Here is a 23,645-nt window from a genome sequence, read left to right on the forward strand (position 1 = left end):
GACGATCATGACCATTCACACCGCCACTTCGAGCTACGCCGATCCGGCGCTTCACGCCCAGGGACTCTTCATCGGCGGCCGGCGGGAGCCGGGCGCCGGCATTCCGGTCGTCGATCCCGCGACGGGCCAGACCATCGCCGACGTCCCGAACGCCTCGATCGAGGACGCGATGCGGGCGGTGGACGCCGCCGAGGCCGCCGCCGCCGGCTGGCGCGCCACGCCGCCGCGGCAGCGCTCGGAAATCCTGCGCCGCTGGTTCCAGCTGATGAGCGAGCATGCCGAGGAACTGGCGGGGCTGATTTCTCTCGAGAATGGCAAAGCGCTCACCGATGCGCGCGGCGAGGTCGCCTATGCGGCGGAGTTCTTTCGCTGGTATGCCGAGGAGGCGACCAGAATCCCCGGCGAGTTCCGGCACACGCCGTCGGGCTCCCACGGCATCCTGGTCGATCACGAGCCGATCGGCATCGCGGTCCTGATCACCCCGTGGAATTTCCCCGCCGCGATGGCGACGCGCAAGATCGGCCCGGCGCTTGCGGCGGGCTGCACGGTGATCCTCAAGCCCGCCTCCGAAACGCCGCTGACCGCCTATGCGATGGCCCGGCTCGGCGAGGAGGCGGGGGTACCGGCGGGTGTCGTCAACGTCCTGACCACGCGCGACCCCGGCCCGGTGGTCGCCGCCATGCTGGCGGATCCGCGGGTGCGCAAGCTTTCCTTCACCGGCTCCACCGGCGTCGGCCGGGTTCTCCTGGCGGAGGCTGCCAAGTCGGTCGTCAACTGTTCGATGGAGCTCGGCGGCAACGCCCCCTTCCTGGTCTTCGACGACGCCGATCTGGACGCTGCGCTGGATGGCGCGATGATCGCCAAGATGCGCAATGCCGGCGAGGCCTGCACCGCCGCCAACCGCTTCTATGTCCAGGCCGGCATCCACGACGCCTTCGTGAAGGGGCTGACGGCCCGCATGGCCGCGATGAAGGTCGGCGCGGGTTCCGATCCCGCCACCCAGTGCGGGCCGATGATCACGCAGAAAGCCGTCGCGAAGATCCATCACCTCGTCTCGGATGCAATGAAGCGCGGCGCCAGGGCGACCACCGGCGGCGCGCCGCTGCCGGGAGACGGCTTTTTCTACCCGCCGACGGTCCTCGAAAACGTGCCGGTGGACGCGGCGATCGCCCATGAGGAGATCTTCGGCCCGGTTGCCGCCATCTATCGCTTCGCCACCGAGGAGGAGGCCATTCGCCTGGCCAATACGACCGAATACGGCCTCGCGGCCTATGTCTATTCCGGCGATCTCAAGCGGGCCCTCAGGGTCGGCAAGGGCATCGAGACCGGCATGGTCGGGATCAATCGCGGCCTGATGTCGGACCCGGCGGCCCCCTTCGGCGGCGTCAAGCAGAGCGGCATCGGCCGCGAGGGCGGCGTCACCGGCATCCTGGAGTTCATGGAGGCGAAGTACTACGCGCTGGAATTCTGATACCGATGGGCATTGGAAGCCACCATCGGATCAGGAGCGCGGCTTCGCCGAGCCTCCGGCTCGGCAAAGCATGGGCGATCCCGTGCGACGGGCGGGCGCGTTGCCGCCCGTTGCTTCGAGACGGCCAAGTGAGGAGGTTCAGGCAGAGATGAGCGAGACCGATCCCTATCGCATCCGCGATTTCGTCCCGGATTTCGAGGCCATCGCCGCGGAATTCTCGGCGCGCAGTCGCGCGCTGGCCGCCGGCGAAAGGGTGCTCGCCGACATCGCCTATGGGCCGCGCCCGCGCGAGACCATCGACCTCGTCCTTCCGCAGGATCCGGCGTCCGGTGCCCCGCTCCACGTCTTCGTCCATGGCGGCTACTGGCGCTCGGGCGACAAGGCCGATTACCGCCTTGTCGCGGCGCCGGTGCTTGCGGCAGGCGGTATCGCGGCGCTGGTCGAATACGATCTGATGCCGCAGCAGCGGCTGCCGGTGCTCGTCGACCAGGTCCGCCGCGCGGTCCTCTGGCTTGAGGGTCATGCCGGCGAATTCGGCGCCGATCCCTCCCGCATCACGGTCAGCGGCCATTCGGCGGGGGCGCATCTCGCTTCCTATCTCGCCGCGACGGGACCGCGGGAAGAAGCCGCGCCTCTCCTGCCGGACATCCAGGGACTGCTGCTCCTGAGCGGGATCTACGACCTCTCCGGCATCCCGGGAAGCTTCCTGAAGCAGGAGGCGCAGATGACCGACGCCGAAGCCGCCGCATGGTCGCCGCTCGCCTCGACCCAGCACGCGGGGCCAGGACGCATCATCGCCTATGGGACCGAGGAGACCCCGCCGTTTCGCGAGCAGGCAGGGGAACTCGGCCGGCGCCTGCGGGACGAGACCGGGGACGCCGAACTCATCGCCGCCGCCGGCCTCAACCACATGACCGTCGTGCTCGATCTCGCCGATGCCGACGGCGTCCTCGGCCGCCGCCTCGCCGACCTCGTGGCATCGGGCCGACGCCGCGACGCGTCCTGAAACGACGGGAGCCGGCCGTGGCGATCTCGTCGCCATCACAGCGCGTCGATCGGCACCTTCAGGTAGCGCTTGCCGTCGCTCTCGGGTTCCGGCAGCGCGCCGGCCTTCATGTTGACCTGCAGCGAGGGGATGATCAGCTTCGGCATGTCGAGCGTCGCATCGCGCTCGGTGCGGAAGCGGACGAACTCCTCCTTCGTCTTGCCGCCGCCGACATGGATGTTGTGGGCCTTCTCCTCGCCGACGGTGGTCTCCCAGCGGATGTCGCGGCCGTTCGGGCCGTAGTCGTGGCACATGAAGAGCCGCGTTGCGTCGGGCAGCGCCAGCACCTTCTGGATCGAATCGTAGAGCGTCGCGGCATCGCCGCCGGGAAAATCGGCCCGGGCCGAGCCGCCGTCCGGCATGAACAGCGTGTCGCCGACGAAGGCGGCATCGCCCATCACATGGGTCATGCAGGCCGGCGTGTGGCCGGGCGTGTGGATCGCGACGCATTCCATCTGGCCGACGCTGTAGGTGTCGCCGTCGTCGAACAGCCGGTCGAACTGCGAGCCGTCGCGCTGGAACTCGGTGCCCTCGTTGAAGATCTTGCCGAAGGTCTCCTGGACGACGGTGATGTTTCGGCCGATGCCGAGCCTGCCGCCGAGACGCTGCTGGATATAGGGCGCCGCCGACAGGTGATCGGCATGGACATGGGTCTCGATCAGCCACTCGACCGTCAGGTCATGCGCCTTGACGTAAGCGATGATCGCGTCGGCATGGGCGTGGCTGATGCGGCCGGCCGCATAGTCGATGTCCATGACGCTGTCGACGATGGCGCAGGCCTTCGAGGCCGGATCCTTGACGACATAGCTGATCGTGTTCGTCGCCGGATCGAAGAATCCCTTCACCTGCGGCTTCACGTCGAGATGGACGGGAATGGTCATGGCATGTTCCTCCTCTTGTTGCGTTGAAGGCGATGTCAGCCGACGCGGCAGGTCCTGATGCCGAGCAGCGAATAGAGCGGGCAGTTGCCGACGAGGGCGGTCAGAAGCGCGACGGCGCCGAAGCCGTAAAAGGCCCATTCGAGCCAGGTGCCGTCGCCGACGGTCGTGCCGGCGGCGAGGAAGAACAGTGCGGCGGCGACCACCAGCCGAAAGCCGCGGTCGAGCTTGCCCATATTGACTGCCATTGTCCGTCTCCTTGGTGGATCTTGGCGGATCGCCGCCGATGAAGATCGGCGGGACGAATGTCCCGCCGTCAGTGGATCAGGCGCCGGACCCGACGTCGGTGAGCCTGAGATACGGCCGCAGCGTCTCGAAGCCCTGCGGGAACTCGTCCCTGGCCTGCTCGTCCGACAGCGAATTGCGGATGATCACCCGGTCGCCCGGCTGCCAGTCCGCCGGACAGGCGACGGTCATGCGGTCGGTGAGCTGCAGGGCATCGATCGCCCGCAGGATCTCCGAAAAGTTCCGGCCGACGGTCATCGGATAGGCCATGGTCAGGCGGATCTTCATGGCGGGATCGATGAGAAAGACGCTGCGGATGGTCGCCGTATCGTCCTCGCCCGGATGGATCATGTCGTAGAGAGCGGCGACCTGTCTGTCCTTGTCGGCGACGATCGGAAATGTGAGCGTCGTGTTCTGGGTGGCCTCGACGTCCGAGATCCAGGCGAGATGCTCGCTGACGCTGTCGGTGGACAGCCCGAGCGGCTTGACGTTGCGCTTCTTGAACTCCGGCGCGAGCTGGGCCGTTCGGCCCATCTCGGTGGTGCAGACCGGGGTGAAGTCCGCCGGGTGGGAGAAGAAGAACACCCAGGCGCCGCCAGCCCACCGATGAAAGCGGATGGGGCCTTGCGTCGTCTCGATCTCGAAGTCCGGGGCGGTATCGCCGATCCTGAGGGACATGTCGGTTTCCTTGCGCTGGTCTCGATGGCTCCGCCTGAGCGGCATGCCGCTTTGGCGATAGGGCTGGCTGCACGGGCGAGAGGCGATGCGGCAGGACGGCTGCGTCCGGGACAGAACCCACGCGCCGCCACCGCCGATCTGGGCGGTTCAGAGCAGTGATTATACATAAACGTATACCATACCTGCTGAGGCTCCTCGAAACCTCCGCCACCTGTCGCGTCCTCGTCGGCTTCCGCTCATATAATAGGTATTTTCATATATTGACAAGAGCCAGTAATATGCATATTTTGCAACTCAAGCAGACGGAGACCCCATGAGCCATCCCAACCCCCTTGCGCCGTTCCAGCCCCGGATCGGCGACGCAGCGCCGGACTTTTCCTGCCGCACGACGCGCGGCGAACTGGCGCTGTCGGACTATCGCGGCCGCTGGCTGGTGCTCTTCTCGCATCCGGCCGACTTCACCCCGGTCTGCACCTCGGAATTCGTCGCCTTCGCCCGGGCGGCCAGGGATTTCGACGCGATCGGCTGCGATCTTCTGGGGCTGTCGGTCGACAGCCTGTTCTCCCACCTCGCCTGGGTCCGGGCGATCGAGGAGCGGTTTGCGTTGAAGATCCCCTTCCCGGTCTGCGAGGATCCGTCGATGGCCATCGCTCGGGCCTTCGGCATGCTGGACGCGGCCGCCGGCACCAGCGCCACGGTGCGCGGCCTCTTCGTCATCGATCCGCAGGGGATCGTCCGGATGTCCTGCTTCTACCCGATGTCGACCGGGCGCTCGGTCGCGGAGATCCTGCGCACCGTGCGGGCCCTACAGCTCTCCGACGGTCACGACGTCGCGACGCCGGAAGGCTGGCAGCCGGGCGACGAGATCATCGATTTCGCCGACATGGCGCGCGAGGACGGCCTCGGCGTCTCCGACTGGCTCTACCGTACCCGGAAACTGGAGGTTTCGAAATGACCACCCCCATCGTCAAGGGTTTCTACGATCCGCGCACCTTTTCCGTCCAATATGTCGCCCACTGCCCGGCGACGAAGCGTGCCGCGATCATCGATCCGGTCCTCGACTTCGACCCCAAGTCCGGCGCCACGGCGACGCTGTCGGCCGACGAGATCCTGTCCTATGTCGAGGCGCAGGGTCTCACCGTCGAGTGGATCCTCGACACCCATCCCCATGCCGACCACCTCTCGGCGGCGCATTATCTGAAGACGAAGACCGGCGCGCCGACGGCGATCGGCGAAAAGGTGACCGAGGTCCAGACGCTCTGGAAGGACATCTACAACTGGCCGGACTTTCCCGCCGACGGCTCGCAATGGGACAAGCTCTTTGCCGCGGGCGAGACCTTCAGGGTCGGCGAGATCGACGCCAGGGTGCTGTTCTCGCCGGGCCATACCCTCGCCTCGATCACCTATGTCGTCGGCGACGCGGCCTTCGTTCACGACACGCTGTTCCAGCCTGACGGCGGCACGGCCCGCGCCGACTTTCCCGGCGGCAGCGCCAGGGCGCTGTGGCATTCGATCCAGGAAATCCTCACCCTGCCCGACACGGTCCGCGTCTTCACCGGCCACGACTACCAGCCGGGGGGCCGCGAGCCGGCCTGGGAATCGACCATCGGCGAGCAGAAGGCGAAGAACATTCATCTGACGCGGGCCACGACCGAGGCGGAGTTCGTCGAACTGCGCGAGGGCCGGGACAAGACGCTGTCGATGCCCAAGCTGATCCTCGCGGCGCTGCAGGTGAACACCCGGGGCGGGCGGCTGCCGGAGCCGGAGGCCAACGGCACACGCTATCTGAAGATCCCGCTCGACCGGCTCGCCGGCGCCGCCTGGGACGACGCCCGATGAGCGATCCGAGCCCGAAAACGGCATTCGAGGCGCTCTCGCGGCCCGAGGCGATCGAGGATGCGGTGACGCTGCTGAAGCGCCTTGGCCATCCGAGCCGGCTCCTCATCGTCTGCCGGCTGGTGGAGGGCGAGATGTCGGTGGCCGAGATGGAGGAGGAGCTCGGCCTGCGCCAGCCTTCGCTGTCCCAGCAGCTCGGCGAATTGCGCAATGCCGGGATCATCGAGCCGCGGCGGAAGGCGAAGAACGTCGTCTACCGCCTCGCCGATCCGAAGGCCGAAAGGCTGGTCGAGACGCTGCACGCGCTGTTCTGTCCGGCGGGTGTTCCGGCTTCGGTGAAGGCCGCGATGCCGCCGCGCCCCGTCTCGCTCGGCCCGTTTCTCGGCGCCGCCGTCTTCGCCAGGGTCGGCCTCCTTTCCGCCGACAACGACGAGCCGGCGACGCGAAGGAGCGGGCCGAACGCAAGCACCCCGCCCGAGACCGCCCCGCGCTGACGAAGCGGCAAGCGGGGGCACAGGCGTTTCGACGTCGACGCGTCACCCACCGATCGCCCGGTTCTTGAGAGCGGGCGGCGGTCGTGCGGCCGATCAGCAGCGATCAGGGCCTCCGCCACCGACCGGACCGGCCGGGCAGAAACTCGAGAAAAAAGGGAGGATACCAGAATGGATCCGAAGAGACTGACGGACCAGCTCGCCGTCCGCGATCAGGTCCGCCCGGACGAGATGGCAGGACTGAAGGCCGCCGGCTTCCGGTCGATCATCGACAACCGGCCGGACGGCGAAGGCGCCGACCAGCCGACCTTCGCGGAGATCGAGCGGGCGGCCAGGGACGCCGGAATGGAGGCCCGCTACATCCCCGTCGCGACCGGCAAGGTGTCGGACGAGGACGCCGCAAGGTTCGCCGCCGCGATGGAGGAACTGCCGAAGCCGGTCCTCGCCTTCTGCCGCTCGGGCACCCGCTCGACGACGCTCTGGGCGCTGAGCGAGGCGGGCCGCCGCCCGCTCCCCGACATTCTCGCCAAAGCCAGGGCCGCCGGCTACGACATGGCCGGCGTCACCCGCCGCATCGCCAATGGCGGCCAGGTGCCGACCGACACGGCCGAGATCAGCCACGACATCGTCATCGTCGGGGCCGGCGCCGGCGGCATCGCGGCCGCCGCCAGCCTGCGCGCCCGGATCGCCGATCTCGACATCGTCATCATCGATCCCGCCGACATCCACTACTACCAGCCCGGCTGGACGCTGGTCGGCGGCGGTGTCTTCCGGCCCGAGGAGACGCGCCGGGACATGGCCTCGCTGATCCCCGAGGGGGTCAAGTGGATCCGGGCGGCTGTCGCGGCCTTCGAGCCCGACGCCAATGCGGTGATCCTCGAGGGCTGCCGGGTCGTCAAATACAAGAAGCTGATCGTCGCGCCCGGCCTCAAGCTGAACTGGCACGGCGTCGAGGGGCTGGAACAGACGCTGGGGCGCAACGGCGTCACCTCGAACTACCGCTACGATCTTGCGCCCTACACCTGGGAACTCGTCACGTCGATGTCCGGCGGAACGGCGCTGTTCACCCAGCCGCCGATGCCGATCAAATGCGCCGGCGCGCCCCAGAAGGCGATGTATCTTTCCTGCTACGAGTGGGAGCAGCGCGGCACGCTGAAGAACACCAGGGCCGAGTTCCTGAATGCCGGTGGCGTGCTGTTCGGCGTCAAGGACTACGTCCCGGCGCTGATGGACTATGTGAAACGCTACGGCATCGACCTCTCCTTCGGCCACGATCTCAAGAGGATCGACGGGCCGGCCAAGACGGCCTGGTTCGAGATCGCCGATCCCGAGGGCAACCGGCAACTCGTCGAGCGCCGCTTCGACATGATCCATGTCGTGCCGCCGCAGATGGCCCCGGACTTCGTGCGCGTCTCGCCGCTCGCCAACGAGGCCGGCTGGCTCGAGGTCGACCAGTGGACGCTCCGGCATGTGCGCCACCACGACGTCTACGGCCTCGGCGACGCAATCAGCGCCCCCAACGCCAAGACGGCCGCCGCCGCCCGCAAGCAGGCACCGGTCGTCGCCGAGAACGTCCTGCGCGATCTCGGCCTGATCGACGAGCCGCGCCCGGCGATCTACGACGGCTACGGCTCCTGCCCGCTCACCGTCGAGCGCGGCAAGGTGGTGCTGGCCGAGTTCGCCTATGGCGGGAAGCGCGTGCCGAGCTTTCCGAAGTGGTTCATCGACGACCTGAAACCGTCGAGGACGGCCTGGCTGCTGAAGGAGAAGATCCTGCCGCCGGTCTACTGGCAGGCGATGCTGAAGGGCCGCGAGCCGATGGCGAGGCCCGAGCGCGAAAAGACGCCGGCCGCCTGACGGGGACGGCCTGCCGGGCCGGCGACCCGGCACCCGGCATCGCCGGCTTCCAGCTGAGGCCTGCCGGCAACGCGAGCCTTCCCTTCCAACATCAACGACCCGGACGTTCCCCGGGTGGACCCGACGATGACCCTCGAGCCGCTGCAATATCTCCTCGGCGCCTTTTCCGGCTCGCTGGTCGGGCTGACGCTCGGCCTGTTCGGCGGCGGCGGCTCGATCCTCGCCGTGCCGCTGATGGTCTATCTCGTCGGCGTGCCCAACGCCCACATGGCGATCGGCACCAGCGCCCTCGCCGTCGCCGCCAATGCCGGCACCAATCTCGTCGGCCATGCCCGGCTCGGCAACGTCAAATGGCGCTGCGCCGGCCTCTACAGCGTCGCCGGCATTCTCGGCGCCTTTCTCGGCTCGACCCTCGGCAAGGCGATCGACGGGCAGAAGCTCCTGTTCCTCTTCGCGCTGCTGATGCTCGTCGTCGGCGTCCTGATGTTCCGCAACCGCGGCCAGCTCGGCAATGCCGGCGCCGAATGCAACCGCGAGAACGCCCCGAAGGTGCTCGGCTTCGGCGGGCTGACGGGGATCTTCTCCGGCTTCTTCGGCATCGGCGGGGGGTTCCTGATCGTGCCGGGCCTCGTCGCCTCGACGGGCATGCCGATGCTCAACGCCATCGGCTCGTCGCTGGTCGCCGTCGCCGCCTTCGGCCTGACGACGGCGCTGAACTACGCCTTTTCCGGCCTCGTCGACTGGCCGCTCGCCGTCGTCTTCGTCGCCGGCGGCATCGTCGGCGGGCTGCTCGGCACGCTCGTCGCCCGCTGGCTGTCCGGCAAAAAGGGCGCCCTCAACGTCGCCTTCGCCGGCCTGATCTTCGTCGTCGCCGTCTATATGCTCTACAAGAGCGCGGCCGCCTTCGTCTGACAGGCGCTCCGCATCACCTTCGGGAATCTGCCATGCCCCTCGAGACCGTCACCCCCTTCACGCCCCTCGCCTCCACCCTCGGCGGCGTCCTCATCGGCCTCTCCGCCGTCCTCGTCATGGCGCTGTTCGGCCGCATCGCCGGGATTTCCGGCATCACCACCGGGGCGCTGCCCATGCGCCGCGACGACTGGGACTGGCGCCTCGCCTTTGTCGCCGGGCTGATCGCCGCGCCGCTCCTCGTCCTGGCGATCACCGGAACGCCGGTCCGGCAGACGGTGCCGACGGATCTTCTCGCCATGGCCATCGCCGGTCTCCTCGTCGGCTTCGGCACCGTGATGGGCTCGGGCTGCACCTCCGGCCATGGGGTGTGCGGCCTCGCCCGGCTGTCGCCGCGCTCGCTCGTCGCCGTCCTCACCTTCATGGCGACGGCCTTCGTCACCGTCCTCGTCCTGCGTCACATCATCTGAGGACCTTTCCCATGCGCATCCTCCTCGGCTTCCTCTCCGGCCTCCTGTTCGGCGTCGGCCTCCTCATCGCCGGCATGTCCGATCCGGCCAAGGTTCTCAACTTCCTCGACGTCTTCGGCACCTTCGATCCGAGCCTCGGCTTCGTCATGGGCGGCGCGGCGATCACCACCTTCATCGGCTACCGGCTGGTCTGGCGGCGCGAACGGCCGTATCTTCTCTCCGACTTCCAGATCCCCGGCCGCCACGACATCGACGGCGATCTCGTCCTCGGCGCCGCGACCTTCGGCATCGGCTGGGGCATCGGCGGCTTCTGCCCCGGGCCGGCCTGGACCGCCCTGCCGCTCGCCGCCCCCGGCACGCTGGTCTTCCTACCGGCCATGCTGGTCGGCATGACGGTCGCCACCATCCTGAAGCAGCGCCGGACCGCCCTCGCCTGAGAAGAGCCGGGACCTGCCGGCCTCGCGCGCAAGCGGCCGTCCGGCCCGCGCCGCCCGCAGGCCGGTCGTCATCGGCCGGCGATGGCCCATCTATGGAGGGGGCGCGGCACGCCCGATTCCGCCGACGGGATCGGCGGCACGGTGGTATGCTCCCTCGAAAGGGCACTCGTACGACGCTCGCGGAGGAACGCTCGCAGGCCCGGTCCGGGCCGGGGCGGCAGCGTCTGCGACCGCTCGATCTGCAGGCAGGGCTAGGTCATGTTCATCTCGGTCTTCGAAATCTTCAAGCGCGGCATCGGACCGTCCTCGTCGCACACGATGGGTCCCATGGTCGCCGCCGCGCGCTTTCTCGGCGACCTTCGCAGCGGCGCCGACCGGATCCCCGGCGGCGGCGACCCCGCCTCGATCCGGGTCTCGCTGCACGGCTCGCTCGCCTTCACCGGCAAGGGACACGCCACCGACCGGGCGGTGCTGCTCGGCCTCCTGGATCAGCTGCCCGAGACCGTCGACATCGACACGGCCGAGGCGATGCTGGCAACGCTCCGGGAGACGCGGCGGCTGGACCTGCCGGGGCTTCCGCCGCTCGCCTTCGATCCCGAGAAGGACCTGGTCTTCGACTACGGGCCGGCCCTGCCGCTGCATCCCAACGGCATGATCTTCCGCGCCTTCGACAGGCGCGGCAATCCGACCCTGACCACCACCTATTACTCTGTCGGCGGCGGCTTCGTGATGAGCGAGGCCGAGCGCGTCGCCCAGAACGAGGGCGGGTCGGGCCGGGCGAGATTTGCGGAGGAACCCGCCCGGGTGCCGTACCCCTTCACCTCGTCGAAGGACATGCTGGACATGGGCCGGGTGAGCGGCCTCACCATCGCCGCGATGAAGCGGGCGAACGAGGAGGCGCGGCGGGCTGACGGCGAGGATCTCGACAGCCGGATCGACGAGATCTGCGACGCGATGAACGCCTGCATCGACCGCGGGCTCCTCGGTTCCGGCATCCTTCCCGGCGGGCTGAAGGTGCGCCGCAGGGCGCGCGACCTTCACGAGAAGCTCGAGGCGGAGCGCTTCACCAACCAGCAGATGCCGCATATCGGCAACGAGTGGCTGAGCCTCTACGCCATGGCGGTGAACGAGGAGAATGCAGCCGGCGGCAAGGTCGTCACCGCTCCGACCAACGGCGCGGCCGGCACGGTGCCCGCCGTCATGCGCTACTGGCAGGACCATTGCGGCGGCCGCTCCGACCGGCTGCGGCGCGACTTCCTGCTGACGGCGGCGGCGATCGGCGGGATCATCAAGGCGAACGCCTCGATCTCCGGCGCCGAGGTCGGCTGCCAGGGCGAGGTCGGCAGCGCCGCGGCGATGGCCGCTGCCGGGCTCTGCGCGGCCCTCGGCGGCACCAATGCGCAGATCGAGAACGCCGCCGAGATCGCCCTCGAGCACCATCTCGGCATGACCTGCGATCCGGCCGGCGGCCTGGTGCAGGTGCCGTGCATCGAGCGCAACGCCCTCGGCGCGATCAAGGCCGTCTCGGCGGCGGCCCTGGCGCTGCGCGGCGACGGGGAGCATTTCATGCCGCTCGACAACTGCATCAAGGTGATGCTCGAGACCGGGCGCGACATGAACGTGAAGTACAAGGAAACCTCGACCGGCGGCATCGCGGTCAACCTGCCGGAGTGCTGACGCAGGGCCGCTCTCTCGGGTGAGCGTCGTCGCCAGCCCTCGACCGAGACACCCGGCCGACGGTCTCGCCAGCCCGCGTCATCTGCCGAACCGCGCCATCCAGCCGAGACCCGCCTCGGTCGTCGTGGCCGGCCGGTATTCCGCGCCGACGTATCCCTCGTAGCCCGCCGCCTCGAGCATCGGCAGCAGCCGCTCATAGGCGACCTCGCCGCCATCGGGCTCGGCGCGCGAGGGCACCGCCGCGATCTGGACGTGGCCGACGATCCTGCGATGGGCCCGGAAGCGTTCGAGAAGGTCGCCGCCGGTGATCTGCAGGTGGTAGCAGTCGAACATCAGCGACAGTTCCGGCCGGGCGAGGCGCCCGGCGATGTCCGCGGCGAGCGCCAGGTCGACCAGGAAGTAGCCGGGCGCGTCGCGGTGGTTGAGCGGCTCGATGAGGACGCCCATGGCGTTCAGCGCCGCGATGTCGCAGGCATAAGCGAGATTGGCCTCGAAGGTCTCCCGGGCGCCGTCGATGCCGAAGGCGTTGCCCGCCATCACATGCACCCGGCCCGCCCCGATCCGCGCGCCATAGGCGAAGGCCTCGTCGATCGCCGCCCTCGCCTCGGCCTCGCGGCCGGGGACGGCGGCAAGGCCGTTGTCGATGCCCGTCCGGCCGCGACGCGTGTTGATGCCGAGCATCGGCAGGCCGGTCTCCTCCAGCGCCGCCCGCACGGCAAGCGGGTCGCTCTCGTAGGGCCAGTGGCACTCGACGGCGTCGAAGCCGGCCGCCTTTGCCCGGCGGATCGCGTCCGCAAGCGGCAGTTCGGTCCACAGGAAGCCGAGATTGGCGGACAGGCGCAGCATCGCTCATTCTCCGTCGCACACCGTCAGGCGGTCGCGCATCGGCCCGCAGCCGAGCCCATTCGGCTGCGGGCCGATGCGGCCATAGGGCGGGTAACGCCCCGTCCATCCAGCCGCAAGTCGCGCCGTCTCCAGCTTCCGGGACGGCTGCCGTCGCCGCCCCGCCGATCGCCCCCCGCCTCGGCCACCGTCCGGACGGGTCAGCAGCGACAACGAGGCTGCTCGGTGCCGCCTCAGAACTGCACCCCGCGGGTCAGCGCGCCGTCGATGACGAGGTTGGTCCCGGTGATGAAGCTCGCCGCCGGGCTGGCGAGGAACACCACGCCATTGGCGATCTCCTCCGGCGTCGCCATGCGGCCGGTCGGATTGAGGGCGAGGGAATCGGCGAAGAGGCCGGGGTTGCCCGTCTCGATCTGGTTCCAGACGCCGCCGTCGAAATAGGTGTTGCCCGGCGAGACGGAGTTGGCGCGGATGTTCTGTCCGGCCAGCCGGAACGCCAACCCCTGCGTGTAGTGGATGATCGCCGCCTTGAACGCGCCATAGGGGCCCGCGGCGAAATCGATCTCCCGGCCGGAGACGCTGGAGATGGTCACGATCGACCCGGCGTCGCTCTTCTCCAGATAGGGCATCGCGGCGTCGACGAGGCGGACGGTTCCCATCATGTCGGTCTCGAAGCCGGCCCGCCAGCTCGCCTCGTCGCCGCCGACTGCAAGGGCGCTGACATTCGCCACGACGATGTCGATGCCGCCGAGGGCCTCTGCCGCCTTGTCGACGAAGCCCGCGAGCGCCGCCTTGTCGCTCACGTCGACCGCCTCGCCATAGGCCGTCGCGCCGTCTGCCGTGAGCGCGGCGACCTCGGCCGAAACCGCGTCCTCGCTGCGGGCGCAGAACGCGACCGACGCGCCTTCGGCCGCCAGCATGCGCACGATCGCGCGGCCGATGCCCTTGGTGCCGCCGGTCACGACGGCCTTCCTGCCCTGCAACTTCAGGTCCATGTCATACCCTTCCTGTCAAAGTGCCCGGTGTTGATGCTTGGGGGCGGGATGCGCCTCCCGCATGCGCCTATCGGGGCAGGATTCGCGACGGCTGACAAGCCGTCCGGCAAAAGTTCGAACAGGCCGGATTCCGCCGCTTGACAAGCTCGTGGAAACCCGGCAGCCTAAATGATATGCGCAGAGCAGCGTTGCTCAAAAATGCGCCGCACGATGACGTTTCCAAAATATCCCGGCAGTGTCGCCCTGACAGCACCTCGTGCTGACGGGGCTTTTTGCGTTGAGGATCGCAGTTGACGAAGACGCGCTACCCCATCGGCATCCTGTTCTCCACGACCGGCTCCTACGGGACGGTCGGTCGGACAATGCTGCACGGCGCCCTGATGGCCTGCCGGGCGGTGAACGAAGATGCGGCTTCCGGCGTCGTCCTCGATCCGGTGATCGCCGATCCGCAGAGCCAGCTCGTCGCCTATGCGCCGCAGGCCGAAGCGATGCTCGATCGGGGCATCCGCCACGTCGTCGGCTGCTACACCTCGTCGAGCCGCAAGGACGTGATCCCGCTGTTCGAGAAGCGCGATGCGATCCTCTGGTACCCGACCCACTACGAAGGCTTCGAAAGCTCGGCCAACGTCGTCTACACCGGCACGGCGCCGAACCACCACATGGCACCGATGGTCGACCATCTGGTCTCGAATTACGGCCGGCGCGCCTTCTGCGTCGGGTCGAACTACATCTGGGGCTGGGAGAGCAACCGCGTCCTGCGCGAGGACCTGACCCAGCGCGGCGGCAAGGTCCTGTCGGAGCGCTATCTCGCCGTCGGCGACACCGATTTCTCGGCGATCATCGACGCGATCTTCGAGACCGGTCCGGATTTCGTCTTCAATGCGCTGATCGGCCAGTCCTCCTATGCGTTCTTCCGGCAGTTCCGGGCGGCCTGCGTCGCCCGCGGCATCGACCAGAAGACCCGGTTTCCGGTGGCGAGCTGCAACCTCTCCGAACCCGAGCTGCACGAGATCGGCCGCGAGGCCGTGGACGGCCACATCAGCTCCTCGGTCTATTTCGCCTCGATCGACACGCCCAGGAACCGGGCCTTCGTCGAACGCTACAACGCCATGTTCCCGGATGGGCCGGCAGTCTCCGCCGAGGCGGAATCAGCCTATCTCGCCGTCCTGTTCCTCGCCCTCGGGCTGGCGAAGGCGGGGTCCGACGAGGCCCGCGCCGTTCTCGCCGCGACGCGCGGCCAGTCGGTCGAGGCGCCCCAGGGCCGCGTCACCATCGACGCGGAAACGATGCACAGCTACCTGACGCCGCGCATCGGCCGCTCGCGGCCGGACTGCCAGTTCGACATCCTCGTCGAGGCCGCCTGCCCGGTGCGCCCCGATCCCTATCTCGTCAGGGCCGCACCGCCGCTCGAGACCGTCTCCCGTCGTCCGCAGCTGAGGGTGATCTGATGGCCGTGCCGCGATACATCCAGAACTTCAGTCGGCGGCGGGCGATCCTGGTCAGCGACGATCCGCGCGTCGGCGCGGCGCTGTCGCCGATCCTGTCGCGGCTGGGGCTGACGATCTGCCAGAAGGCGACCGCCGAGGGGCCGATCGAACTCTCCCCCGCCGATCTCGATCCGGGCCTCGACGTCATTCTCGTCGACGGCGACCTGCCCCGCATGCCGGTCGTGCCGCGCAGCGGATCCGGCGACGCGGGGCCCTTCGTGCCGGTGGTCGGGCTGGTCGGCGTCGAGGCGCCCAGCCGGCTGAAGACCCTGCTGCAGCTCGGCGCCACCGCCTTCCTGGCAAAGCCCATCCATGCCGGCTCGGTCTATTCGGCGCTCTACCTCGCGGTCAACGAGCACGCCCGCAAGGCCGAACTCAGCAGCGCCCTCGACGACCACGAGCAGCGTCGGCGCCAGCGCCGCTTCGTCATCAAGGCGGTGCTGAAGGTCATGCAGGAACGGAGCTGCGACGACGATGCCGCCTTCGTCCACCTGCGCAACCAGAGCATGCACGCGCGGGTCAGCATCGAGCAGTACTGCCAGTACGTCGTCCAACGAAGTGCGACGCGGAACGAAAGCGATCCCGAGCCCGACATGCGGCTCAGGCTCGCGGAATAACTTCCCGACACGGAGACAGACATGCACAAGCAAACAACGGGCGTCCTCGCGGCGCTGGGGACCCTTCTTGCCCTGTCGACTGCGGCGATGGCGCAGGAGGGCCCGATCAAGATGGGCGTCCTCGAAGACCAGTCCGGCGACTTCGCCGTGGCCACCATCGGCAAGGTCCATGGCATCGAGCTGGCGGCCGAGGAGATCAACGCCGCCGGCGGCATCGCCGGCCGGCCGCTGGAACTCGTCACCTACGACACCCAGTCCGACAACCGCCGCTACCAGGAATTCATGCGCCGCGTCCTGCAGCGCGACAAGGTCGACGTCGTCTTCGCCGGCTTCTCGTCTGCGTCGCGCGAGGCCTACCGGCCGATCGTCGACCAGTTCAAGGGCCTCGCCTTCTACAACAACCAGTACGAAGGCGGCGTCTGCGACGCCAACATGATCGTCACCGGCGCCGTGCCGGAACAGCAGTTCTCGACGCTGATCCCCTACATGATGGAGAAGTACGGCAAGAACGTCTATACGATCGCCGCCGACTACAATTTCGGCCAGATCTCGGCCGAGTGGGTCCGCGACATCGTCAAGGAGAACGGCGGCACCATGGCCGGCGAGGAGTTCGTCCCGCTCGGCGTGTCGCAGTTCTCCCAGACCATCCAGAACATCCAGCAGGCCAAGCCGGACTTCCTCGTCACCCTCCTCGTCGGCACGGCCCAGGCCTCCTATTACGAGCAGGCCGCCTCGGCCAATGTCGGCCTGCCGATGGCCTCCTCGGTCAATGTCGGCCAGGGCTACGAGCACAAGCGCTTCCAGCCGCCCTCGCTCGCCAACATGTATGTCACCACCAACTGGATCGAGGAAGTCGACAATCCGGCCAGCAAGGCGTTCGTCGAGAAGTGGCGCGCGAAGTTCCCGGACGAGCCCTACATCAACCAGGAAGCCGAGAACTCCTACATCGCCGTCTATCTTTACAAGCAGATGGTCGAGCGGGCGAAATCCACCGATCACGATGCCATCCGCAAGGTGATCGCCGAGGGCGACGTCTGCATGGACGCTCCGGAAGGCCGGGTCTGCATCGACCCGAAGAGCCAGCACATGTCGCACACGATCTATCTCGCCAAGGTCGGCGAGGACCACTCGATCTCGTTCCCGAAGGTCTGGGACGACATCAAGCCCTACTGGCTCGGCGACGTCGGCTGCGACCTGACCAAGGAAAACCCGGAAGCCCAGTACACCCCGTCCGACAATCCGATGAAGTCGGGCGGCTGATCCCCCAAGCCTGCGGAAGGGCGCACCCCCGCGCCCTTCCGCCCCGGCGTCATCTCGGCTGACCGGCCGGCCGCCGCTCGCGGCTCGCAGCCCGGCCTCCCCCAGGATCCTCTCTTCGAAGGACCGTTCATGGACGTCTTGTCCGGCCTCTTCTCGTTTCTCTACCAGACCGGCGACGCCTTCGCCTTCCTCGTCCTGTCGGCCTGCGGACTGGCGGTGATCTTCGGCATGATGGGGATCATCAACCTCGCCCATGGCGAGTTCATCCTCTGCGGCGCCTATGTCACGACCAGCGCCGTGCAGATGGGCCTGCCGCTGCCGCTCGCCATCTTCGCCGGCGCCCTCGTCGCCGGCCTCGTCGGCATGCTCCTGGAGCGGACGATCATCCGGCATCTCTATTCCCGCCCGCTCGATTCCATCGTGGTGACCTGGGGCATCTCGATGATCGCGACGCAGGGAACGCTGATCCTCCTCGGCTCGACCATGCCGAGCACCGGCACGCCCTTCGGGAGTTTCACGGTCGGCGACTACGGCTATTCCGTCTACCGTCTCGTCCTGATGCTGGCGGCAGTCGCCACCCTCGCCGTCCTCTGGCTGATCTTCACCCGCACGCGCTTCGGCATCCTGGCGCGGGCGACGATCCAGGTGCCGCACATCGCCGAGGCCCTCGGCGTCAACACCGCGCTGATCTACAGCCTCACCTTCGGCCTCGGCGCGGCGCTGGCGGGTCTTTGCGGCGGGCTCTACGCCCCGACCATGACCCTCGTTCCGACCATGGGCGCGGCCTTCGTCGTCGAGGCCTTCGTCACCGTCGTCGTCGGCGGCGCCGACATCTTCCTCGGCACGGCACCCGCCGCGGCGATCCTCGCGGTGGTCAAGGCGGGCCTCACCTCCTGGCAGGGCCAGCTCGCCGGCCAGATCGGCCTCCTCGTCGCCGTCATCGTCGTCATCCGCATCCTGCCGCGGGGGCTGACCGGCTTCATCCTGCGGGAAAGGGCCTGACGTGTCTTTGCGTAACTCTCCGATCACCGCCTTGCGGCTTCTCGAAGGCCCCCAGACCCTCGGCAAGGGGCCGGGCTTCTGGGGCGGCTTCGCCGTCATCCTCGCCCTCGCCTGCCTCTATCCGCTGTTTGCGGACGGCTACGACGTCGGCAACAACGTCTACTTCTTCAACTGGACCTTCATGGCCCTCGGCCTCAGCCTGATCTGGGGCTATGGCGGCGCCCTCTCCTTCGGCCAGACGGCCTTCTTCGGCGTCGCCGGCTATGCCTATGGCGTCCTCACCATCAATCTCGGCGACGCCTATGGCCTGACGTTCATGTCCCTGATCGCGGCCGTCGGCCTGTCGGCGCTGTTTGCCGGCATCCTCGGCTATTTCCTGTTCTTCGGCCGGATCAGCGGGGTGTTCCTCGGCATCGTCACCCTGTCGGTGACGCTGGTGCTGGAACGCTTCATGTCCCAGACCGCCGGCCCGGAATGGGCGATCGGCTCGGCCCGCCTCAACGGCTTCAACGGCATGGGCAGCATGCCGTCCCTGACCATTCCCTGGCCGGGCGGCGACATCGTCCTCTTTCCCGACGTCGCGCTCTACTATGTGACGCTGGCGTTGCTGGTCGTCGTCTACCTGGCGCTCCGCATCCTGGTGAATTCGCGATTCGGCAACGTCCTCGTCGCCATCCGCGAGAACCCGCAGCGCGCCGAAATGCTCGGCTACGACATCCGCCGCTACCAGCTCGGCGCCTTCGTCATCGGCTCGGGGCTCGCAGGGCTCTCGGGCGTGCTCTACACCGCCTGGGGCAACTACATCACGCCCTCCTCCATGGGCATGTCGGCGGCGGCGCTTCCCGTCGTCTGGGTGGCGGTCGGCGGGCGCAGCGACCTGACGACGACGCTGCTCGGCACGCTGCTCGTCCTTGGCGGCTTCCAGTATCTGACGATCTACGGCAGCCAGTATGCCCTCGTCGTCATGGGCTTTCTCCTGGTCGTCACCATCCTCGTCGCCCCGAGCGGCATCTTCATCACCGCCGGCGCGCTGTTTTCGAAGGGCCTCAGACGGCGCCTGAAGAGGGAGAGCGCGTGATGGCGATCCTCGAGACCCGCAAGCTCGACAAGTGGTTCGGCGGCCTGCATGTCACCGACGCGGTCGACTTCGTCGTCGAGACCGGCGAGATCCATTGCCTGATCGGCCCCAACGGCGCCGGCAAGAGCACCTTCTTCAGGCTCGTCCTCGGCGAGCACGCGCCGTCGGGCGGGCAGATCTTCTACGACGGCAAGGACATCACCAAGACGAAATCCTTCGAGCGGATCCGCCGCGGCATCTCGGTCAAGTTCCAGGTGCCCGGCATCTTCCAGGCGTTGAAGGTGCGCCAGAACCTGCAGATCGCCCTGCAGCACCACCTCGAAGGCGCCTCGCTGAACGAGGAGATCGACCGGCTTCTGGAGTTTCTCAAACTCAAGGACGCCGAAGGCCAGCTCGCCGGCTCGCTCAGCCACGGCCAGAAACAATGGCTGGAGATCGGCATGGCGATCGCGCTGAAGCCGAAACTCCTCCTCCTCGACGAACCGACCGCCGGCATGACGCCGGACGAGACCCACGCCACCGGCGAGATGGTGCAGGCGCTGAACGCTCAAGGGGTGAGCGTTCTCGCCGTCGAGCACGACATGGCCTTCGTGCGGCAGATCGCCCAGAAGGTCACGGTCCTCCATTTCGGCAAGGTCTTCGCGCAGGGCACGATCGACGAGATCGTCGCCGACGAGCGGGTGGCCGCGATCTATCTGGGTGAAGTCCATGCGTAAGGAAGTCATCCTCGAGACCATGAAGCTCTGGGCCGGCTATGGCGGCAAGCCGGTGCTGCAGGGCGTCGACCTTTCCGTCCGCGAGGGCGAGATCGTCGCGGTGATCGGGCGCAACGGCGTCGGCAAGTCGACGCTGATCAAGAGCCTGATCGGCCTCCTGCCGCCGCAACAGGGCGCGATCCTGTTCAAGGGCGCCGAGGTCAACGGCCTCGCCGCCCACAAGCGCGCCCGCCTCGGCGTCGGCTACGTGCCCCAGGGGCGCGACGTCTTCCCGCGCATGAGCGTCTACGAGAATCTCCTCGTCGGCCAGTCGATCGACGGGTCGGGGAAGGGCGACGCCCGCCAGCGGATCGATCGGATCTACGGCTACTTCCCGATCCTGAAGGAGCGCCGCGACCAGCGGGCCGGCACCCTGTCCGGCGGCCAGCAGCAGCAGCTCGCCATCGGCCGCGTCCTGATGGGCGACCCGGCGATGATCCTCCTCGACGAGCCCTCCGAAGGGATCCAGCCGAACATCGTCCAGGACATCGCCCGCATCATGGTGGAGCTGAACCGCGACACCGGCATCACCGTCGTCTTCGTCGAGCAGAATCTCGACATGATCCGGCAGATGGCCGAGCGCTGCTACGTCATGGACAAGGGCACGGTCACCGCCGAGATCGGCCGGGACGCGCTGGAGGACCGCGACACGGTTCGGCGCTATCTCGCCGTCTGACAGCCACGTGGTCTTGGAAGGACTGCGAAGGAAAGCAACATCATGAAGAGGAAAGACCCATGAGCTGGTTCGACGATTCCATCATGGCCCGCAAGGCCGTCGCCAAGGGCAAGGCACTCACCACCCATTCCATCACCGAGGCGAGCCAGGGCCAGTATCACTATGTCTACGGCGCCTTCGTCGAGCCGGTGCTCACCGTCGACCCCGGCGCCGTCGTCTCGGCCGAGACCCACGACGCCTTCGAGGGGGCGATCAAGTCCGAGACCGACAAGCCGAGCGAGATCCTCAACTTCCCCTATCTCAACCCGCAGAACGGCCCGATCTGGGTGAATGGCGCCGAGAAGGGCGACTGCCTCGCGATCTATATCGAGAGCGTTGTGCCGCGCGGGCCGCAGCCCCGGGGTACCACGGTGATCATGCCGGAATTCGGCGGCCTCGTGCCGACCGGCGACACCGCGATGCTGACCGCGCCCCTGCCCGAGCGGGTCAAGAAGCTGGAGATCACCGAGGAGAAGGGCACCGTCTGGAACGACCGGATCACCCTGCCCTACGAGCCCTTCATCGGCACGATCGGCACGGCACCGGAGATCGAGGCGATCTCCTCGCTCGTCCCTGACTACTATGGCGGCAACATGGACCTGCCGGACGTCGCGCCCGGCGCCGTGATCTACCTGCCGGTGAACACCAAGGGCGCCTATCTCTATGTCGGCGACTGCCACGCGGCGCAGGGCGACGGCGAGCTCTGCGGCGTCGCCATCGAGCATCCGACGGTGACGACCCTGCGCATCGATCTCATCAAGGGCTGGACGATCAAGACGCCGCGGCTGGAGAACGAGAAGTTCTACATGACCATCGGCTCGGCCCGGCCGATGGAGGATGCCGCCCGCGGCGCCTATCGCGAGCTGATCCGCTGGATGGCGAAGGATTTCGGCTTCGACGAGATCGACGCCTACATGCTGCTCACCCAGTGCGGCCGCATCCGGCTCGGCAACATGGTGGACCCGAAATACACCGTCGGCGCCTCGATCCTGAAGTCGATCTCCGGCATCGCCGCCTGAGGGCGCCGAAGCCCGGCGCCGCAGACCTTCAACGCAAGAACGTCACCCTCCCCGACCAGCCGGCCGGGGAGCCCGGCAAGTCATGCCTCGTTTCCTGAAAGGCCATGCGATGATCCCGCCGTTCAAGGCCGCCGCCGTCCAGTTCGAACCGGCGATGGGCGACAAGACCCGCAACCTCGACGCCCTCGCCCGGCTCGTCGAACAGGCCGCCGACGCCGGCGCCGCGCTGATCGTGACGCCCGAAATGGGGACGACCGGCTACTGCTGGTACGACCGCAAGGAGGTCGCACCCTTCGTCGAGCCCATCCCCGGCCCGACCACCGAGCGCTTCGCCGAGATCGCCAGGCGGCGGAACGTCTTCGTCGTCATCGGCATGCCGGAGGTCGATCCTGCGACCGACCTCTACTACAATTCGGCGGTGCTGATCGGCCCGGACGGCGTCGTCGGCACCCATCGCAAGACCCATCCCTACATCTCCGAACCGAAATGGGCGGCGAGCGGCGATCTCGGCCATCAGGTCTTCGAGACGCCCCTCGGGCGGATCGCGATGCTCATCTGCATGGACATCCACTTCATCGAGACGGCGCGGCTGGCAGCCCTCGGCGGAGCGGACGTCATCTGCCACATCTCCAACTGGCTCGCCGAGCGAACGCCCGCGCCCTACTGGATCAACCGGGCCTTCGAGAACGGCTGCTACCTGATCGAGAGCAATCGCTGGGGCCTGGAACGCGGCGTCCAGTTCTCCGGCGGCAGCTGCATCATCGGACCGGAGGCCGAGATCCTGGCGGTGGTAGACGGCGGCGACGGCATTGCCACGGCGACGATCGACCCCGCCCTCGCCCGGCAGGCCGCGATGCGCGGCGAGGAGGTCCTGCGCCAGCGCCGGCCCAAGCTCTACAAGGAGCTGATGTCGAACACCTTCGCCTGGAACCCGAGCGATTTCTTCTCGCTGTATGGGCATCAGACACTGCCGAAGGGGCGGAAGGCGAAGATCGCCGTCGGCGAATTCGGCCCCTCCGGCGACGTCTCCGAAAACCTTGCCGCCATCGCCGCCCTTGCCAGGGCAGCCGCGGACGATGGCGCAGAGCTCCTGGTCCTGCCGGAACGCGCCCTGACGGGCCTCGCCGATCCCGCGGGGAGCGCCGTTGCCCTCGACGATCCGGCCGTCGCGGGCCTGACGGACATCGCGAGGCACGCCGGGCTGTTCGTCGTCGCCGGCCTCGCCGAGAGGGATGGCGATCAGCTCTACAACGCCGCCATTCTGGTCGGCCCCGAGGGCCCCCTCGGCAGCTACCGGCAGACCCATCTCTCGGAGGCGGACCGCGCATGGGCGAGCGCGGGAGACGACTGGGCGGTGTTCGATCTCCCCTTCGCCCGGCTCGGCCTCCTTATCGGCCACGACGCCGACTTCCCCGAGGCCGGCCGGGTTCTTGCCATCCGGGGCTGCGACGTGATCGCCTGCCCGGCGGCGGTGAAGGGGCGCTTCCACCTTTCCCACGAAGGCACCGCCGTCGCCCAGCCCGCGCCGATCCCGACCGGCGCCGATCCGCTGCACTGGCACCAGTTCCGGGTGCGCGGCGGCGAGAACAACTGCCACTTCGCCTTCGCCAATGTGCGCGACGAGGCGCATTGCGGCCTGTCGGGCGTCTTCGGGCCGGACACGTTCCTGTTCCCGCGCCAGGAGGCCGTCGTGACCGGCAATCACAATCTGGCGGTGGCGGAGATCGACACCGGCAGCCACGGCGGCGCCTATCCGACCACGGCGCTCAGGCGCAAGGATCTCGTCCTCATGCGCCTGCCCCAGCACTATGTTCCGCTGGTCGTGTAGCCGGTGGAGCGT

23 protein-coding genes and 1 pseudogene are annotated in these 23,645 nt (G+C 68.1%); 19 read left to right on the forward strand and 5 right to left on the reverse strand.

Going from position 1 to position 23,645, the window contains the following annotated elements:
* Positions 1 to 7: 7 nt before the first annotated feature.
* The gene (locus ATO4_RS12505) at positions 8 to 1,471 is read left to right on the forward strand and encodes an NAD-dependent succinate-semialdehyde dehydrogenase (protein WP_083591853.1); all 1,464 of its coding nucleotides are present in this window, start codon (positions 8 to 10) and stop codon (positions 1,469 to 1,471) included.
* Positions 1,472 to 1,619: 148 nt separating this feature from the next.
* On the forward strand, positions 1,620 to 2,477 hold the full coding sequence (locus ATO4_RS12510) for an alpha/beta hydrolase (RefSeq protein ID WP_083591854.1): 858 nt from the start codon (positions 1,620 to 1,622) through the stop codon (positions 2,475 to 2,477).
* A gap of 35 nt (positions 2,478 to 2,512) precedes the next feature.
* Here ATO4_RS12510 and ATO4_RS12515 read toward each other — a convergent pair whose 3' ends face one another.
* The 3 genes from ATO4_RS12515 to ATO4_RS12525 form a co-directional block, all read right to left on the reverse strand.
* Positions 2,513 to 3,397 carry an MBL fold metallo-hydrolase gene (locus tag ATO4_RS12515; RefSeq protein ID WP_083591855.1) on the reverse strand — a complete coding sequence of 295 codons (885 nt, stop codon included), beginning with the start codon at positions 3,395 to 3,397 and terminating at the stop codon, positions 2,513 to 2,515.
* A 35-nt stretch (positions 3,398 to 3,432) separates the two neighbouring features.
* On the reverse strand, positions 3,433 to 3,642 hold the full coding sequence (locus tag ATO4_RS12520; RefSeq protein WP_083591856.1) for a DUF2892 domain-containing protein: 210 nt from the start codon (positions 3,640 to 3,642) through the stop codon (positions 3,433 to 3,435).
* Between the two features lie 76 nt (positions 3,643 to 3,718).
* On the reverse strand, positions 3,719 to 4,357 hold the full coding sequence (locus ATO4_RS12525; protein WP_083591857.1) for a peroxiredoxin: 639 nt from the start codon (positions 4,355 to 4,357) through the stop codon (positions 3,719 to 3,721).
* Positions 4,358 to 4,670: 313 nt separating this feature from the next.
* Between ATO4_RS12525 and ATO4_RS12530 the strand changes: the two genes are divergently transcribed.
* From ATO4_RS12530 to ATO4_RS12565, 8 genes and pseudogenes are all read left to right on the forward strand, one after another.
* Complete coding sequence (locus tag ATO4_RS12530) at positions 4,671 to 5,312, forward strand: peroxiredoxin (RefSeq protein WP_083591858.1); 642 nt, start codon at positions 4,671 to 4,673, stop codon at positions 5,310 to 5,312.
* Positions 5,309 to 6,196: an MBL fold metallo-hydrolase gene (locus tag ATO4_RS12535; protein WP_083591859.1), complete on the forward strand. Its 888-nt coding sequence runs from the start codon at positions 5,309 to 5,311 to the stop codon at positions 6,194 to 6,196. Before ATO4_RS12530 ends, ATO4_RS12535 begins: the two co-directional genes overlap by 4 nt.
* Positions 6,193 to 6,507 (forward strand): annotated as a pseudogene (locus tag ATO4_RS28790) (metalloregulator ArsR/SmtB family transcription factor); the annotation flags it as partial. The gene ATO4_RS12535 and the pseudogene ATO4_RS28790, both read left to right, overlap by 4 nt.
* A gap of 348 nt (positions 6,508 to 6,855) precedes the next feature.
* Complete coding sequence (locus ATO4_RS12545; RefSeq protein WP_083591861.1) at positions 6,856 to 8,541, forward strand: bifunctional protein tyrosine phosphatase family protein/NAD(P)/FAD-dependent oxidoreductase; 1,686 nt, start codon at positions 6,856 to 6,858, stop codon at positions 8,539 to 8,541.
* A 126-nt stretch (positions 8,542 to 8,667) separates the two neighbouring features.
* Entirely contained in the window at positions 8,668 to 9,453 is a 786-nt protein-coding gene (locus tag ATO4_RS12550) for a sulfite exporter TauE/SafE family protein (protein ID WP_083591901.1), read from the forward strand.
* Positions 9,454 to 9,485: 32 nt separating this feature from the next.
* Positions 9,486 to 9,920 (forward strand): YeeE/YedE family protein, encoded by a 435-nt coding sequence (locus tag ATO4_RS12555; protein WP_083591862.1) that lies wholly within the window; start codon positions 9,486 to 9,488, stop codon positions 9,918 to 9,920.
* Positions 9,921 to 9,931: 11 nt separating this feature from the next.
* Positions 9,932 to 10,357: a DUF6691 family protein gene (locus tag ATO4_RS12560; RefSeq protein WP_083591863.1), complete on the forward strand. Its 426-nt coding sequence runs from the start codon at positions 9,932 to 9,934 to the stop codon at positions 10,355 to 10,357.
* A gap of 258 nt (positions 10,358 to 10,615) precedes the next feature.
* A complete protein-coding gene (locus ATO4_RS12565) occupies positions 10,616 to 12,034 on the forward strand; it encodes an L-serine ammonia-lyase (protein ID WP_083591864.1) in 1,419 nt (472 codons plus the stop codon).
* 78 nt (positions 12,035 to 12,112) lie between these two features.
* On the opposite strand, the gene ATO4_RS12570 is transcribed toward ATO4_RS12565, so the two are convergent.
* On the reverse strand, positions 12,113 to 12,880 hold the full coding sequence (locus ATO4_RS12570) for a TIM barrel protein (protein WP_083591865.1): 768 nt from the start codon (positions 12,878 to 12,880) through the stop codon (positions 12,113 to 12,115).
* A 230-nt stretch (positions 12,881 to 13,110) separates the two neighbouring features.
* On the reverse strand, positions 13,111 to 13,872 hold the full coding sequence (locus ATO4_RS12575; RefSeq protein ID WP_083591866.1) for an SDR family NAD(P)-dependent oxidoreductase: 762 nt from the start codon (positions 13,870 to 13,872) through the stop codon (positions 13,111 to 13,113).
* A gap of 290 nt (positions 13,873 to 14,162) precedes the next feature.
* On the opposite strand from ATO4_RS12575, the gene ATO4_RS12580 reads away from it, so the two are divergent.
* From ATO4_RS12580 to ATO4_RS12620, 9 genes are all read left to right on the forward strand, one after another.
* Positions 14,163 to 15,320 carry a transporter substrate-binding domain-containing protein gene (locus tag ATO4_RS12580; protein ID WP_083591867.1) on the forward strand — a complete coding sequence of 386 codons (1,158 nt, stop codon included), beginning with the start codon at positions 14,163 to 14,165 and terminating at the stop codon, positions 15,318 to 15,320.
* Positions 15,320 to 15,976, forward strand: coding sequence for an ANTAR domain-containing protein (locus ATO4_RS12585; protein ID WP_139802416.1), 657 nt, complete (start codon positions 15,320 to 15,322; stop codon positions 15,974 to 15,976). Before ATO4_RS12580 ends, ATO4_RS12585 begins: the two co-directional genes overlap by 1 nt.
* A gap of 87 nt (positions 15,977 to 16,063) precedes the next feature.
* Positions 16,064 to 17,236 carry an urea ABC transporter substrate-binding protein gene (locus ATO4_RS12590; protein ID WP_245308724.1) on the forward strand — a complete coding sequence of 391 codons (1,173 nt, stop codon included), beginning with the start codon at positions 16,064 to 16,066 and terminating at the stop codon, positions 17,234 to 17,236.
* A 129-nt stretch (positions 17,237 to 17,365) separates the two neighbouring features.
* The gene (locus tag ATO4_RS12595) at positions 17,366 to 18,238 is read left to right on the forward strand and encodes a branched-chain amino acid ABC transporter permease (RefSeq protein WP_083591869.1); all 873 of its coding nucleotides are present in this window, start codon (positions 17,366 to 17,368) and stop codon (positions 18,236 to 18,238) included.
* Between the two features lie 7 nt (positions 18,239 to 18,245).
* Positions 18,246 to 19,316 (forward strand): ABC transporter permease, encoded by a 1,071-nt coding sequence (locus ATO4_RS12600; RefSeq protein WP_245308725.1) that lies wholly within the window; start codon positions 18,246 to 18,248, stop codon positions 19,314 to 19,316.
* Positions 19,316 to 20,032, forward strand: coding sequence for an ABC transporter ATP-binding protein (locus ATO4_RS12605; RefSeq protein ID WP_083591870.1), 717 nt, complete (start codon positions 19,316 to 19,318; stop codon positions 20,030 to 20,032). The genes ATO4_RS12600 and ATO4_RS12605 overlap by 1 nt, the downstream gene beginning before the upstream one ends.
* On the forward strand, positions 20,025 to 20,747 hold the full coding sequence (locus tag ATO4_RS12610; protein WP_083591871.1) for an ABC transporter ATP-binding protein: 723 nt from the start codon (positions 20,025 to 20,027) through the stop codon (positions 20,745 to 20,747). Before ATO4_RS12605 ends, ATO4_RS12610 begins: the two co-directional genes overlap by 8 nt.
* Positions 20,748 to 20,806: 59 nt before the next feature.
* Complete coding sequence (locus tag ATO4_RS12615) at positions 20,807 to 21,805, forward strand: acetamidase/formamidase family protein (protein ID WP_083591872.1); 999 nt, start codon at positions 20,807 to 20,809, stop codon at positions 21,803 to 21,805.
* Positions 21,806 to 21,914: 109 nt separating this feature from the next.
* On the forward strand, positions 21,915 to 23,633 hold the full coding sequence (locus ATO4_RS12620; protein ID WP_083591903.1) for a nitrilase-related carbon-nitrogen hydrolase: 1,719 nt from the start codon (positions 21,915 to 21,917) through the stop codon (positions 23,631 to 23,633).
* Positions 23,634 to 23,645 lie beyond the last annotated feature (12 nt).

The sequence above is a fragment of the Aurantimonas sp. 22II-16-19i genome, from assembly GCF_002088275.1.
Taxonomy (GTDB): domain Bacteria; phylum Pseudomonadota; class Alphaproteobacteria; order Rhizobiales; family Rhizobiaceae; genus Jiella.